General features: G+C 40.5%; 15 protein-coding genes. 5 read left to right on the top strand and 10 right to left on the bottom strand.

Going from position 1 to position 13,969, the window contains the following annotated elements:
* Positions 1 to 65: 65 nt before the first annotated feature.
* A complete protein-coding gene (cyoE, locus tag ACFPZG_RS10385; RefSeq protein WP_283731624.1) occupies positions 66 to 983 on the bottom strand; it encodes a heme o synthase in 918 nt (305 codons plus the stop codon).
* A 322-nt stretch (positions 984 to 1,305) separates the two neighbouring features.
* Here cyoE and ACFPZG_RS10390 point away from each other — a divergent pair, with 322 nt between their 5' ends.
* Complete coding sequence (locus tag ACFPZG_RS10390; protein ID WP_283731623.1) at positions 1,306 to 2,214, top strand: COX15/CtaA family protein; 909 nt, start codon at positions 1,306 to 1,308, stop codon at positions 2,212 to 2,214.
* Positions 2,215 to 2,257: 43 nt separating this feature from the next.
* On the opposite strand, the gene pyc is transcribed toward ACFPZG_RS10390, so the two are convergent.
* The 3 genes from pyc to ACFPZG_RS10405 form a co-directional block, all read right to left on the bottom strand.
* Complete coding sequence (gene pyc, locus ACFPZG_RS10395; protein ID WP_317940156.1) at positions 2,258 to 5,701, bottom strand: pyruvate carboxylase; 3,444 nt, start codon at positions 5,699 to 5,701, stop codon at positions 2,258 to 2,260.
* Between the two features lie 19 nt (positions 5,702 to 5,720).
* Complete coding sequence (locus tag ACFPZG_RS10400) at positions 5,721 to 6,884, bottom strand: FtsW/RodA/SpoVE family cell cycle protein (RefSeq protein WP_317940157.1); 1,164 nt, start codon at positions 6,882 to 6,884, stop codon at positions 5,721 to 5,723.
* A gap of 61 nt (positions 6,885 to 6,945) precedes the next feature.
* A complete protein-coding gene (locus tag ACFPZG_RS10405; RefSeq protein ID WP_317940158.1) occupies positions 6,946 to 7,227 on the bottom strand; it encodes a YlaN family protein in 282 nt (93 codons plus the stop codon).
* Positions 7,228 to 7,411: 184 nt separating this feature from the next.
* Here ACFPZG_RS10405 and ACFPZG_RS10410 point away from each other — a divergent pair, with 184 nt between their 5' ends.
* Both ACFPZG_RS10410 and ACFPZG_RS10415 read left to right on the top strand, forming a co-directional pair.
* A complete protein-coding gene (locus tag ACFPZG_RS10410) occupies positions 7,412 to 7,912 on the top strand; it encodes a peptidyl-prolyl cis-trans isomerase (protein ID WP_283731622.1) in 501 nt (166 codons plus the stop codon).
* Positions 7,913 to 7,954: 42 nt separating this feature from the next.
* Entirely contained in the window at positions 7,955 to 8,158 is a 204-nt protein-coding gene (locus ACFPZG_RS10415; protein WP_283731621.1) for a YlaI family protein, read from the top strand.
* Between the two features lie 36 nt (positions 8,159 to 8,194).
* Here ACFPZG_RS10415 and ACFPZG_RS10420 read toward each other — a convergent pair whose 3' ends face one another.
* Positions 8,195 to 8,524, bottom strand: a complete 330-nt coding sequence (locus ACFPZG_RS10420) for a YlaH-like family protein (protein WP_283731620.1) — start codon at positions 8,522 to 8,524, stop codon at positions 8,195 to 8,197.
* 34 nt (positions 8,525 to 8,558) lie between these two features.
* Entirely contained in the window at positions 8,559 to 10,400 is a 1,842-nt protein-coding gene (typA, locus tag ACFPZG_RS10425) for a translational GTPase TypA (RefSeq protein ID WP_317940159.1), read from the bottom strand.
* A gap of 97 nt (positions 10,401 to 10,497) precedes the next feature.
* Between typA and ACFPZG_RS10430 the strand changes: the two genes are divergently transcribed.
* Positions 10,498 to 10,683, top strand: a complete 186-nt coding sequence (locus ACFPZG_RS10430; RefSeq protein WP_283731619.1) for a YlaF family protein — start codon at positions 10,498 to 10,500, stop codon at positions 10,681 to 10,683.
* Positions 10,684 to 10,724: 41 nt separating this feature from the next.
* On the opposite strand, the gene ACFPZG_RS10435 is transcribed toward ACFPZG_RS10430, so the two are convergent.
* Complete coding sequence (locus tag ACFPZG_RS10435; protein WP_283731618.1) at positions 10,725 to 11,516, bottom strand: inositol monophosphatase family protein; 792 nt, start codon at positions 11,514 to 11,516, stop codon at positions 10,725 to 10,727.
* Between the two features lie 128 nt (positions 11,517 to 11,644).
* Positions 11,645 to 11,842: a hypothetical protein gene (locus ACFPZG_RS10440; protein WP_283731617.1), complete on the bottom strand. Its 198-nt coding sequence runs from the start codon at positions 11,840 to 11,842 to the stop codon at positions 11,645 to 11,647.
* A gap of 144 nt (positions 11,843 to 11,986) precedes the next feature.
* Here ACFPZG_RS10440 and ACFPZG_RS10445 point away from each other — a divergent pair, with 144 nt between their 5' ends.
* Positions 11,987 to 12,625: a YktB family protein gene (locus ACFPZG_RS10445; RefSeq protein WP_283731616.1), complete on the top strand. Its 639-nt coding sequence runs from the start codon at positions 11,987 to 11,989 to the stop codon at positions 12,623 to 12,625.
* Between the two features lie 83 nt (positions 12,626 to 12,708).
* On the opposite strand, the gene ACFPZG_RS10450 is transcribed toward ACFPZG_RS10445, so the two are convergent.
* A complete protein-coding gene (locus ACFPZG_RS10450; protein WP_283731615.1) occupies positions 12,709 to 12,978 on the bottom strand; it encodes a UPF0223 family protein in 270 nt (89 codons plus the stop codon).
* 19 nt (positions 12,979 to 12,997) lie between these two features.
* Positions 12,998 to 13,954 carry an NAD(P)H-dependent flavin oxidoreductase gene (locus tag ACFPZG_RS10455; RefSeq protein ID WP_283731614.1) on the bottom strand — a complete coding sequence of 319 codons (957 nt, stop codon included), beginning with the start codon at positions 13,952 to 13,954 and terminating at the stop codon, positions 12,998 to 13,000.
* Between the last annotated feature and the right edge of the window lie 15 nt (positions 13,955 to 13,969).

The following is a 13,969-nucleotide window of genomic DNA, read 5'->3' on the forward strand; positions in this document are numbered from 1 at the left end:
TTGTTCAAATGAGGACTGTTGACCTCTCTATCATGAATTCCTGTCAAAAGAAAGAATTCCATCATTTAGATGAATATCGAAAAAATGATCATAGCAACAAAAAGGATTGTCATGTAATTCAGTGAATAGATGAACATGGATGTTGCCCATTTCAAATCTTCCTTTGCCTTAAATCCTTTTACCGCCAAGTATAACCAACCGATATTCAATACAGTTCCCAACACAATGAATCCGACACCAAGATCAGCAAGTAGGAATGGCAACGGGAATAATAGAAGCACCCATGCAAGTATTGAAACTTTTGTCCTCTTGAAACCCTTTACAACTGGTAGCATCGGTATTCCTGCAGCACGGTACTCTTCAGTCCTGCGCATTGCCAGAGCATAAAAATGTGGGGGCTGCCACACGAACATAATAAGGAATAACGCCCAGGCACCCATACCAAGTGTGGGTTCAACCGCGGCCCAACCGATTAAAGGAGGTATTGCTCCGGATATACTACCTACGATAGTATTGCTGACATATTTTCTTTTAGACCACATTGAATAGAGTACAACATAGCTGAATACACCCGCAAGCCCCCATAATCCAGCCGCTGGTGATGCTGCAAACAACATCACTTCTCCTATCACTATGAAAGCGAGAGCGAGAGTTAATACGTAAGGTGCTTTAAATCTACCTGTGACTGTTGGGCGCGTCTTGGTTCTTGTCATAACGGGATCGATATCCCGATCGATAAGATTATTCAAAGCTGCCGACCCGGCAATAATGAGCCCTGAACCAAGAAGTGCATACAACATTAAGTCCAAATTGTGGATAAAGCTCTTGCTTGAGAATTGAAAGGCTAAGAAAAGTCCGGTAAATGTTGTAATCAGATTAGAATTGACTATGCCTATTTTAATAAGTGCAAGGAAATCTTTCACGATGGAAGTCGATCTGATATCCGGTTCAACGGATGACGTAATCGCCCGACCATTTGACATATGTACCCTCCTTTCAAGGATGTCGGCAAGGACCGCTATACTTTACTATATCGAAATTCGGGACTAATTTCTATACATAAACCGAATTTCAATAAATCCGCAAAGTTGTACCACTTGTAAATTCACTTCGCCTATCTATAGTAAATCATTTCCCTATGCCTTTTGTGAAGTTAAAGGGTCTTTTTTATGAACAATTTGTGAAATAGCTTAGGGTAAACCCTGAATTGGCCAATATACGTTGTTTTTTCTACTATTTTTCGATATCATCTACAAGCGGAGTCTTTTATTCATATAGCAATCATTAGTTAAAGTAGGTGTTTTTTTGAGATATAATAAATTTTTAAAATGGTTTGCTGTAGCTTCTACAATTGGTATGCTACTAATTCTTTTGGGCGGTGCACTTGTTACAAAGACCGATAGCGGTATGGGTTGCGGAAGGCATTGGCCAGGTTGTAATGGTCAATTGATTCCTGATGAAATAACTGCGGAAGTGTTAATCGAATTCTCTCATCGGCTTGTGACTGGTGCTGTTGGAATCTTGATTGTCGTCTTGTCTGTTTGGTCGTGGAAAGCGATTGGCCATATTAGAGAAACGAAACTCCTTTCTTTTTTAGCTCTATTCTTCTTGATCTTACAAGCGTTAATAGGAGCTGCACAGGTTCTATGGGGACAAGGTGATTTCATACTTGCACTTCACTTTGGAATATCGCTTATTTCATTCGCTTCTGTCCTACTTCTTACCTTGTTAATATTTGAGGTTGATAAGAAATTTGACGCAGACACGCTGAAAATTGGTAAAACACTCAAAACACATACGATTGGAGTAACAATTTACTCTTATATTGTTGTTTATACTGGAGCGCTTGTTCGCCATACAGAGTCTGAACTTAGCTGTACAGATTGGCCGATGTGCAAAAACGGAGACTTTTCCCTTCCGCAAAACTTCTGGGAATGGGTTCAAATGGGTCATCGGACAGCAGCCGCATTAATTTTTATATGGCTCTTGATTATTGCAATCCACGCAATTAGGCATTATAAAAACCAAAGAGTTATCTATTGGGGATGGATCATCGCCTTCTCATTAGTGACATTACAAGTTTTAGCTGGCGCTATCGTCATTATTACTCGTTTGAATCTATACGTTGCTTTAGCCCACTCACTATTTGTAATCCTATTGTTTGGATTACTAACGTATATGGTCCTACTCGTATCAAGAAGTAGACAAAATTAATAAAAAAAACAACGCTCGTGAGTCAATGCTCACGAGCGTTGTTTTAATGATCAAGCTCTATTAGTAAATCCCCTGTCGAAATGGATTCCCCTGCGTTTACGTAGATTTCTTTTACTATCCCATCGAATGGTGCTTGGATCGTCGTTTCCATCTTCATTGCCTCTGTGATTAGTAGATGCTCTCCCCTTCTGACTTTTGTTCCTTTTGAGACAGCAATTTTCAATACAGTTCCAGGCATTGTTGCCGCTATATGCGAATCATTTGATAGATCCGCTTTTTGTTTATGAATAACATCGGATTCGATGTTCATGTCCTGTATGACAATTTCCCGTGGTTGGCCGTTTAATTCGAAGTAAATTATCCTATTCCCATCCGATTGCGGTTCCCCAATGGATACCAATTTAATGATTAGTGTTTTCCCTCTTTCAATCTCCACTTCAATTTCTTGCCCCAATCGCATTCCGAAAAGGAATTCTGATGTATTAACGACAGATATGTTTCCGAACTGCTTCTTCGTCGTTGCATACTCCTCGAACACTTTTGGATAAAGCGTGTATGCCAATGCATCTTTCATCGTTGAAGGATGACCTAATAATTCCTCCGTCTTATTAAGAAGGATTTCAAAGTCCACATCCTCTAATAGTTCACCGGGACGTACAGTAATCGGCTTTCTTCCCTTTAGAATGACCTGTTGCAATTCTTCCGGGAATCCGCCATACGGTTGGCCTATATACCCTTCAAAAAACTCGATGACAGATTCAGGAAAATCAATTGTCTTCCCTCGATCTATAACCGAAATCTCATTCAGATTATTTTGCACCATGAACAATGCCATATCTCCGATTACTTTCGAAGATGGTGTTACTTTCACAACATCTCCGAAGAGCAAGTTGACACGGGAATACATTTCTTTCACTTCTTCCCATCTTTCCCCGAGTCCTACAGCCTTTGCTTGTTGTTGAAGATTGGAATATTGACCACCGGGCATTTCATGCACGTAAACTTCAGAGTGAGGGCTCACCATGCCGCTTTCAAAGTTTTGATAATATTTCCGTACATCCTCCCAGTAATAAGATAAGGATTCAAGTGCTTTAACGTCAGCACGTACTTGCCGTTTACCATGCTGCAAAGCATAATAAAGAGAACTTACAGATGGCTGAGAAGTGAGACCCGACATAGAACCAAGAGCAGTATCAACGATATCGACTCCAGCTTCTACAGCTTTTGCATACATATAGATCCCATTCCCACTCGTGTCATGTGAGTGAAGATGAATCGGTATGTCAACTGTCGCCTTTAGTTCTGAAATTAGTCTGTAAGCTGCCTCTGGTTTCAACAGACCAGCCATATCTTTTATGGCAAGAATATGAGCACCAGTTGCTTCAAGCTCCTTCGCCATCTTCTTATAATAATCCACCGTATATTTTGCTCGGGAATCATCAAGGATGTCCCCTGTATAACAAAGTGCGGCTTCTGCGACCTTACCCGCTTGACGAGTTGCATCAATAGCAATCTCCATTCCTTTTATCCAGTTCAGGCTATCGAAAATACGAAACACATCTATCCCAGATTCCGCCGAAGTTTTGATGAATTCACGGATGACATTATCGGGATAATTTGAATATCCAACCGCATTAGCCCCTCGGAAAAGCATCTGAAAAAGTACATTTGGAATTTGGTTGCGAAGTTTCGTTAGCCTTTCCCATGGATCCTCTTTTAAGAACCGGTATGCAACGTCAAATGTTGCACCTCCCCACATTTCAAACGAAAACAGATCGGGCATAAGTCTTGCTGACTCAGAAGCAATATTTACAATATCCGAAGTACGAACACGTGTCGCAAGTAATGATTGGTGTGCATCCCGAAATGTAGTATCCGTGAGAAGAACATCTTTTTGATCCTTTATCCATTGAACCAATGCTTCGGGTCCTTTTTCATCCAATAGTTGCTTTGTACCGTAAGTCGGCGGAACGGATAGATCTATTGCGGGTTTTCTTACTGGATGGAAAATAGGTTTGGCCTGTTTACCTATGCCCGGAAACCCGTTGACTGTCACATTTCCCAAGTAATTAAGAATTTTGGTTCCTCTGTCTTTCCTTACTGGGAATTCGAATAACTCTGGTGTAGAGTCTATGAAACTAGTGTCATAACTTCCTGTTAGAAAGTTCTCATGACGGACAACATTCTCTAAGAATGGTATGTTTGTTTTAATTCCCCTAATTCTAAATTCTTGTAAATTGCGGTCCATCTTCGCTGCTGCGTCTTTGAATGAGGTTCCCCAAGTCGACACCTTGACTAAAAGGGAATCGTAATATGGGGTAATGACTGCCCCTTGGAAGCCGTTACCTGCGTCAAGTCGGACGCCAAAGCCTCCACCCGATCGATAGACCATCAGCTTGCCAGTATCAGGCATGAAATCATTTAACGGGTCTTCCGTTGTCACCCTGGATTGAATCGCATAACCGAATAGTGGTATTTTACTCTGTTCCGGAATTGCGGATTCACCTTCATGGAGATTTCCTCCATTTGCAATATGGATTTGAGCATGTACGATATCAATACCTGTCACCATCTCCGTAATAGTGTGCTCGACTTGAATACGAGGATTAACCTCGATGAAATAAAAATCACCATCCGAAACGAGGAATTCAACTGTTCCAGCATTGACGTAGGAAACATTTCTCGCCAATTTCACAGCTGCATCGCAAATATCTTGGCGTAGCGTATCATCCAATGATATTGATGGTGCTATCTCAACTACCTTCTGGTGGCGACGTTGAATGGAACAATCTCGTTCATATAAATGAACAACATTGCCATACGCATCTCCTAAGATTTGAACTTCTATATGTTTTGGCTTGTTAATATATTTTTCAACATACACTTCATCAGAACCGAATGCCGATTTTGCTTCTGACTTCGCACGTTCATAAGCATCAGGGACTTCATCCTCGGAATGGACAATTCGCATCCCTCTCCCCCCACCACCAAGTGAAGCTTTGATAATGAGTGGATAACCATGAATATCCGCGAAAGCGTTTACTTCCGAAATGGAGGAAACAGGACCATCCGTACCTGGAATTACTGGAATTTTAGCTTTAATCGCCTGTTCTCTTGCTTTTACCTTATCCCCAAACATATCTAAATGTTTGGATGAAGGCCCTATGAATATGATCCCTTCCTCTTCAAGTCTTCGGGCAAACTCCTCGTTTTCTGCAAGAAAACCATATCCAGGATGGACTGCATTTGCCCCGCATGACTTCGCTAACGCAATGATCCCTTCAATATCCAAGTATGCATCAATCGGTTTTTTCCCTTCACCGATAAGGTATGATTCATCAGCTTTGTAACGGTGGAATGAACCCCTGTCTTCTGCAGAATAAATACCGACAGTTGGGATTCTTAATTCAGTACATGCACGAAATATGCGGATTGCAATTTCACCGCGGTTTGCTACGAGGATTTTCTTTATACGTCCTAATTCCACCGTAAATGCACTTCCTTTTCTATTTATTCTTTTGGTATTTTGAGAACATTGACACATTCATCAATATTCCTAAAGATAAAGATAACAGAATCATAGAAGTTCCGCCATAACTTATAAGAGGAAGGGGTACACCTGTAAGCGGAATTAAACCGGTTAACCCACCAAGATTCACAAATGTCTGGATCCCAATGACACTTCCAATACCAGCTGCAAGCATTCGGGCTTGTGGGTCTGTAGTGGTCATCGCAATATACAATGCACGTAATACGATGAACCCAAGACCTCCTATAACAATGATTGTCCCAAGTATACCAATCTCTTCAGAAATTACAGCCATGATTACATCCGTATGCGGCTCTGGTAAATAGCCCATCTTCTGAATGGAATTTCCTAAACCCAATCCTTTTACTCCCCCAGTTCCAATTGCAATATAACCGTTTGCGATTTGGTATCCGGAGCCTTGTACATAATCGAAAGGGTTCATGAAAGATAAAATACGGCCTTTCCGACTGTCATTCATGACTGTATCCCAAATAAAATAAAGACTAGCTGAACCTATTATCATCCCTACCATAATTATTCCGCCTAATTTACCAAACGTCTTTAATCGTAGACCGCTTGCAGCAATTACTGAAAAGGCACCCATGATAATGATGAATGATGTGCCGATATCTGTCTCAAACATAATCAATCCAATAGCAAAGACAAGGATGCCGACAGGAGGTCCAATCGATTTATTAATAGAATCGATTGTTCCTGCTTCATATTTTTTAGCAAAAACACTTGCAAAATAGATGATGATTACAAGCTTCGCAACTTCCGAAGGTTGGATGTTTCCGAATCCCGGGACTCGGATCCAACTTTGGGAACCACCTGCAGCATATCCAATGAAATGGACAAGTATGAGCAGCATGAACATTACTGCAATCGAAAACATCATGAACTTTTTTCTCTTGTAATTCTGATACGGGAAGAATGACGCTAATAGGAAAACAGGAATTGACACTGCCAGATTCTTCAATTGTCTTACATAAAAATGGTCAGGTGAAAAACCATATCGATTAACCGCCACTACCATACTTGAACTATAGATCATCACTAATCCGAAGAGGCAAAGCACTATGTATACTATGAATAACGGATAATCGAAGTTTGAAATCATTCTCTTAATATATTTCCCCATCGGACTTCCCACCTTTATTAAATAAAAAACTCAAACCAATTAATGAGTTTGAGTCTTTTGTTTATTTTTTTGTATATAGCTCATGCAGAATGTTCATCTCTTTTTCTAACAACGAAAGGATTTCCTTTCCTCTTTCACGCTCAATCAATCCAAGCTTGACAGCAAAATCAATTTCCCTGGATAAGCCGTACATTTGGGTATCCAACACTTCCTCGTAAAGAGGGCATTGGGGCATAGTCAAATGATCCATCTGTACCTTTATGAGTTGTGCGATTTTATCTGCATCAGCTTGCAATTGTTTCATTGCTTTTTCCTGATAGGTTTCCTGCAATTCAATATCCACGAGGACGCCCCCATTCACCTTTTATTTCTACTACGGTGATTATGAATTAAATTGTATCTTTTGAGAAGGTAAATTGCAAGTGTTTCCCTTTTCACAGGTAGTATAATATCAATGTCTTTCCACAATCAATTGGAAGGAGTATACTATATACTAAACAGCTATAAGTTGTAGGAGGCTATTCACATTGGAAACAATCATAACTGTACAAGGCAATGTAAAACATAACATCACCCTCGATCCAACTGTCTGGATCTTCGACGACCGTAGAATTGATTTAAATACGTATTTTAACGAAGATCGAATTGAAATAGATGAAGACGAGAAATATTTAAATAGCATGGGCAAACATTGGTCCAGGGAGATTATGGAGGGTGCTACTTTCCCTCCTACATTAAAAACAGAAAAAAAGTTTGACCGTAAAAAAATGGTTACAGGTACTTTCGGGATTTTATTGAAACCTTTCCTGAAAAACGCCGTCCCGGGGGAAAATGCGGAGACGATCACTTTCGTTACATCTACCAATCACGAAGAAACATTTTCGCTTTCTGAAGCTGAAGATTTTATCTTTAAGTTCAGTCAGGACGGCAAGCCATTACTGGAAGACGGACCTGTACATCTATTATTTAATGATGGGTCGAATATCGAAAACCCTTTAAAAGCAATCAGCGGCATAGTCATTAAGTGATAATTGTCTTGTTTGGTTTTTCACGAAAAAGGAGTTGATCATTTGCGAGTAAAATGTGTTCTTTGCGACGAAATCGGGCAGCTACAAGATGATACTCCACTTGCTAAAAAACTTAGGAATCATCCGATCAATACCTATATGTGCGATCAATGCAATGAACGGATTACGAATTATACTAACTTACGAGTCAGCACGGGCAAGTTTATCTTCCACCGCAGTTCCCACTCTGCTGAAGATAAATTTTAGCCGATAAAATTTTAGTCCATAAGAAAACTCCACCGTTTAAACGGTGGAGTTTTCTTTATGCTCGTTCATCCTACGAATTCTGTAAATGATTAATATGAGCGCTGCAACAATCAGTCCCTCCGCAATTGGAAGGAAGAAGGCAAGGAACGTCAAGATAAGACATCCCAAAAACAAGAATGCATATATAACGAGATTTTGCCATGGCTTGATTTTCCTGGCAAAACCAAGCTTATAAACAAGTGCCGATAAGAGGAACACGAGGGCTAATAACACATACCCTGCCGAAGTGAACGAAGGCATCATTTCATATATAAAACGTGATATCCCCGACATACTTTCGATTACGTCCGAATCCTCCAACTTCATTCAACACATCCCTTTCCATCAACTCGATATAGCCTTACTCACCGAGTTTTTTCTTCTTTTGCACACGTTCACGTTCGTTTTTATCAAGGATCTTTTTACGTAAGCGGATTGATTGAGGTGTAACTTCACAATACTCATCATCTCCAACATATTGTAACGCTTCCTCAAGTGACATAATCCGTGGTTTCTTAGTTGTAACAGTTTGATCTTTTGTAGCAGATCGCACGTTTGTAGCATGCTTGATCTTTGTTAGATTAATCGTCAAGTCATTGTCACGGCTATTTTCACCGACAACCATCCCGGCGTAAATTTCAGTACCCGCATCTACAAACATGACTCCACGATCTTCCAATTGCATTATACCATATCCTGTGACAGTTCCTGTCTCCATAGATACAAGCACACCATGGCGACGGCCACCAACACGACCGTGCGCAACCGGCTTATAAGAATCGAATGTATGATTAATAATTCCGTACCCTCTTGTTAGTGTAAGGAAGTCAGTAGAATACCCAATCAATCCCCTAGCTGGAACTAGGAAAATTAGGCGAACCTGTCCATTACCGTTGTTAATCATATCCAGCATTTCACCTTTGCGCTCTCCGATGGATTCGATAATAGCGCCGGTATATTCTTCAGGGATGTCAATTTGTACACGTTCAACAGGTTCAGAACGCACTCCATCAATTGTACGAATGATAACTTCAGGCTTCGATACTTGAAGTTCGAACCCTTCTCGACGCATATTTTCAATCAGAATAGAAAGATGAAGTTCCCCACGTCCCGAAACAACCCAAGCATCCGGTGAATCTGTAGGATCTACACGCAGAGAGACATCCGTTTGTAATTGCTGTTCTAATCTTTCCTCGATTTTCCTTGCTGTTACCCATTTACCTTCTTTCCCGGCAAACGGACTATTATTGACAAGGAAAGTCATTTGAAGCGTTGGTTCATCGATGTGAAGTTCAGGCAATGCTTCCTGGTGATCGATAGGACAAACCGTTTCACCAACGTCTATATTTTCCATTCCTGATACAGCGATCAAGTCTCCCGCATAAGCCTCTTCAATCTCAATTCGCTTTAACCCTAGGAAACCATACATTTTCGTAACGCGATAATTTTTGGTTGAACCATCACGTTTTAGAACTGATACTTGTTGACCCACTTTCATAGTTCCACGGAAAACACGCCCAATTCCAATTCGACCAACATAGTCATTGTAATCAAGTAATGAAACTTGGAATTGTAACGGCTCTTCACGATTATCGACAGGAGCAGGAATATGTTCAACAATTGCATCGAACAATACTTCCAACGTTTCTTCCTGATCTGCTGGGTTTGGTGACAGACTTGCTGTTCCATTAAAACCGGAAGCATAGACTACAGGGAACTCAAGTTGTTCATCATTCGCATCCAACTCAATGAATAATTCGAGTACTTCGTCGACTACTTCTTCAGGACGCGCAAAATCTCTGTCAATTTTGTTTACAACAACAATCGGTTTTAAATTCGTTTCCAATGCTTTTTTCAACACGAAACGGGTTTGCGGCATACATCCTTCGAAGGAGTCGACAACAAGTACGACACCGTCTACCATTTTCAAGATCCGTTCCACTTCCCCACCAAAATCAGCATGTCCTGGTGTATCAAGAATGTTAATTTTCGTGTCTTTATACTCAATTCCCGTATTTTTAGCAAGAATTGTAATTCCACGTTCACGTTCAAGATCATTTGAGTCCATTGCACGGTCTTCTACATGTTCATTTGACCGGAATATACCGGATTGCTTTAACAACGAATCGACGAGTGTCGTTTTTCCGTGGTCAACGTGGGCGATAATTGCTATATTCCGTAAATCATTACGTTTTTTTGTCATGTTTTCACTCCGTTATCTTTTATCAGATGTATAACTGTGTTATTATAGCACATAGGGATGGTATTAAAAAACATTTTATTTCGGGAGATGTATCATTTTGAAGAATATTAAATGGGTTTTCGTCATTTATTCTTTTGCTGCAATTGCTGCCATGTGTGGTATTGGTATAGCCGTAGGCATGCGTAGTATCCCCGCTGCTCTAATTGCTATTCTCGCACTTATTTTCGTCATGGGTAATGGTTTCAAAACGAAGAAGAAGATGCGGGAACAAGGTTTATTATAATCGTGAAAAGGGACTGCAGGTTATTTTAAGCAGTCCTTTTTTTATTTGAGTACTATATAGTTTTTCAAAATCTCCTCATGTAATCCGGATTTTGCAACGATAAAAGTATCCTGCCCTAATAAATGCGGGTTTTCACCTTTCATATTTGTCGCTATCGCCCCAACCTCCTGGGCGATGACCATTCCTCCGGCAATATCCCAAGGCGATAAACGCAGAGACATATAGGCATCGATACGCCCTGATGACACATAAGCAAGTTCAATGGCTGCGGACCCATAAGATCTGGTTCCACGGCATCTATGTACCATTTCAACAATCGGCATATGTTCAATTCTTCGATTAGGTGCAACCCAGCTGGCATTTACACCAATGACCGCTTCTTCGATCGGCGTATTTTCAAGCATAGGGAGACGTTCATCGTTAAAATATGCCCCTTCGCCTTTTACGGCATGGTAAAAGTCATCATTCATCACATCATATATATAACCAAGTATTCCAACGCCTTCAAGATAAATGCCAAGTGAAATAGCGAAGTTCCTTTTTTGGTGGATGAAATTCATAGTACCATCTATCGGATCAAGCATCCAAATCACACCTTCAAGTGACTTGATCTCATCACCAAAACCCTCTTCCCCAAAAATACGGTGATCAGGAAATTTCTCTCTAATCTTGCGAATGAAAAATTGTTCGATGTCACGGTCAATATTCGTGACTAAATCATTCGCTTCAGCTTTAGACTCAACATCAATTGTTTTGTAAAAGGACACCCTTATTTTATGGCCCGCTTCTTTAATAAGGGATTTTGCATACCGGTCAATTGCTCCCCAGTTCATCTATACACCCCATCTACAGTCTTATTATTCAATAATAACATAATCCGCAGACAAAAAGGCGCCCCACACTGTTATGTACCCTAAAGGGTTTTCAGTGAAGGCGCCTAATTCGGTTCGATGGATTTCTATTACGCAAAAGCATTGAAAGTCTCCAGCTCACAATGGATTTCAGTGAGTCTTACCTTGCTTTTCTCAGCCTGTTTGCTATCCTTCTCTTGCATGGCATCGAACAATGTAGCTAATTCATAATCCAATTCAAGATGCAGTAGTTTCACGTACTCCTTTTCAATTTCAGCTTTACGGATAATATGGACGACTTGTTTCATTTCGTAACACCCCTTTTTTTATCATTTACTTACGATGCATTTACTTACTTCTAACTTATGCTGGCCATTTTGCTTTTGTTAGTTATAAGCCTTCTTGTATAAGATTGTTCCCCGTTTTCTGTTACGATAAACGTGGAGAATGAAATGGAGGAGTTAAAATTGACACAAGGATTTTGGACAAAAGAAGATTTTAATGTATTTTCAATAGATGGATTAGATAACAGAATGAGTGCGCTTCAAAATAGAATTCAACCGAAGTTTGGAGTAATTGGTGAACATATTGCAACTTTTTTATCTTCTCATGGAACAGGCGAATTTTATCCACATATTGCAAAACACGCAAGAAGGACGGTTAATCCGCCGAAAGATAGCTGGGTGGCGTTCGCTCCTGCAAAACGAGGATATAAAGCTTTACCGCATTTTCAAGTGGGATTATGGGGAACCCATTTATTTATCATTTTGGCCGTAATTTATGAAAATCCGGATAAAAAAGGAATTGCTGAAAGGCTTAGTAAAAACAGTAACGTGCTTTTATCTTTACCTGAAGACTTCGTTATATCGGGTGACCATATGAAACCTGAGGCGGAATACATACATGAAATAGGGATTGAAGGGATCGAAAGTTTATTGGAAAGGTTAAAAACCGTAAAAAAAGCTGAGCTTGTAATCGGTAAGCATTTGTCTACAGACGTAGCAACCACCCTTTCTGAAACAGAATTTTTGGTACTTGTGGAAAAAACAATCAATGATCTTTATCCTTTATATGATGTCATCATCGGATAAAAGGAAGGGATGCATGTAGTATGCATCCCTTTTCTCAATTGTATAAGTCGTTTTTTCAGAAAAACTTTTTTCGTACCCGCCCGTTATGCCTTGATTAATTCACCGTCATCGCCTTCTTTAGCGGACTTCACGATTTTATAGCTATTAAACCCGCTGACGTCTTCAAATTCTTTGAAAATCGTTTTTTCTTCTGCCATTGAAGGAACGACCTTTTTGAAAGCCCTATAAGCATTCATGAAATTCTCTCTCTTTATTTCTTTTTCATAAGCCTTTTCGACAGCCTGAAAGAAATTTACAACATCAATTATTTCTTCAGTCGTCCAATGATGACTCAGTGGGTAATTATAATCCAATATTCTTCCGCACCTTTCTTCAAGCCCATTTTCCACGTATTTTTTCGGCTTGATCTACCATTCGTCCGATCAATTCAGCAACTGAAGGTACATCCTCAATCATTCCAGCAACTTGTCCAGCCCAACCGAAACCTTGCTGCTCGTCCCCATGATGGATAAATCGGCAATTTGCCTCTCCGCTAATATAATCCTTCAACTTATCATAATCCGCATTGTCGGCTTCCATACGTAAGATTTTTTCAGTCCATGTACCAGTGAGGGCGCGTGCAGGTGCGCCAATTGTACGTTTAATGACAACTGTACCTGTTTCCTCAGCTTGAAGTAATGCATCTTTATACGCAGAGGAGGCATGAACACATTCTTTTGTCGCGATAAAACGCGTTCCCATCTCAATGCCTTCCGCGCCTAAGGTATGAGCAGCCATCCATCCACGTCCGTCCCCAATGCCACCTGAAGCGATTACAGGGATTTTAACAGCGTCAACAACTTGAGGGACTAAGACAAACGTACCGATATCGTCACGCCCTAAATGGCCGCCACCTTCTTGGCCGACAACCATTACAGCATCCGCTCCGAGGGATTCCGCTTTTATCGCTTGTCTCTTGGAGGCAACTAAGACAAGTTTTTTTATATCGATCCCTTTTAAGTACTCAAAGAATGGAGCTGGATTTCCCCCAGTAACAGAGACCACCTTAACATTTTCTTCGATTGCTACATCCAATAGATGTTCATACGGCCTTCCATGTTGACCAATTGCAAAGTTCACGCCAAAAGGCTTATTCGTCAACGACTTAACTTTTTTTATTTCCTCTCTTAACGCATCTGGAGATTCAAGACTCATCGCTGTAATTTGTCCAAGTCCACCGGCTTTGGAAACCGCTGCAGCAAGGTCCGAATACGCAAGATAAGCCAAACCTCCTTGAATAATCGGGTATTCAATTCCCAACAGTTCAGTAACTCTCGTTTTCCACTGCATGATTCATTCCCCCAT

The sequence above is a fragment of the Sporosarcina thermotolerans genome (genome assembly GCF_042658975.1).
GTDB classification, from domain to species: Bacteria; Bacillota; Bacilli; order Bacillales_A; family Planococcaceae; genus Sporosarcina; species Sporosarcina thermotolerans.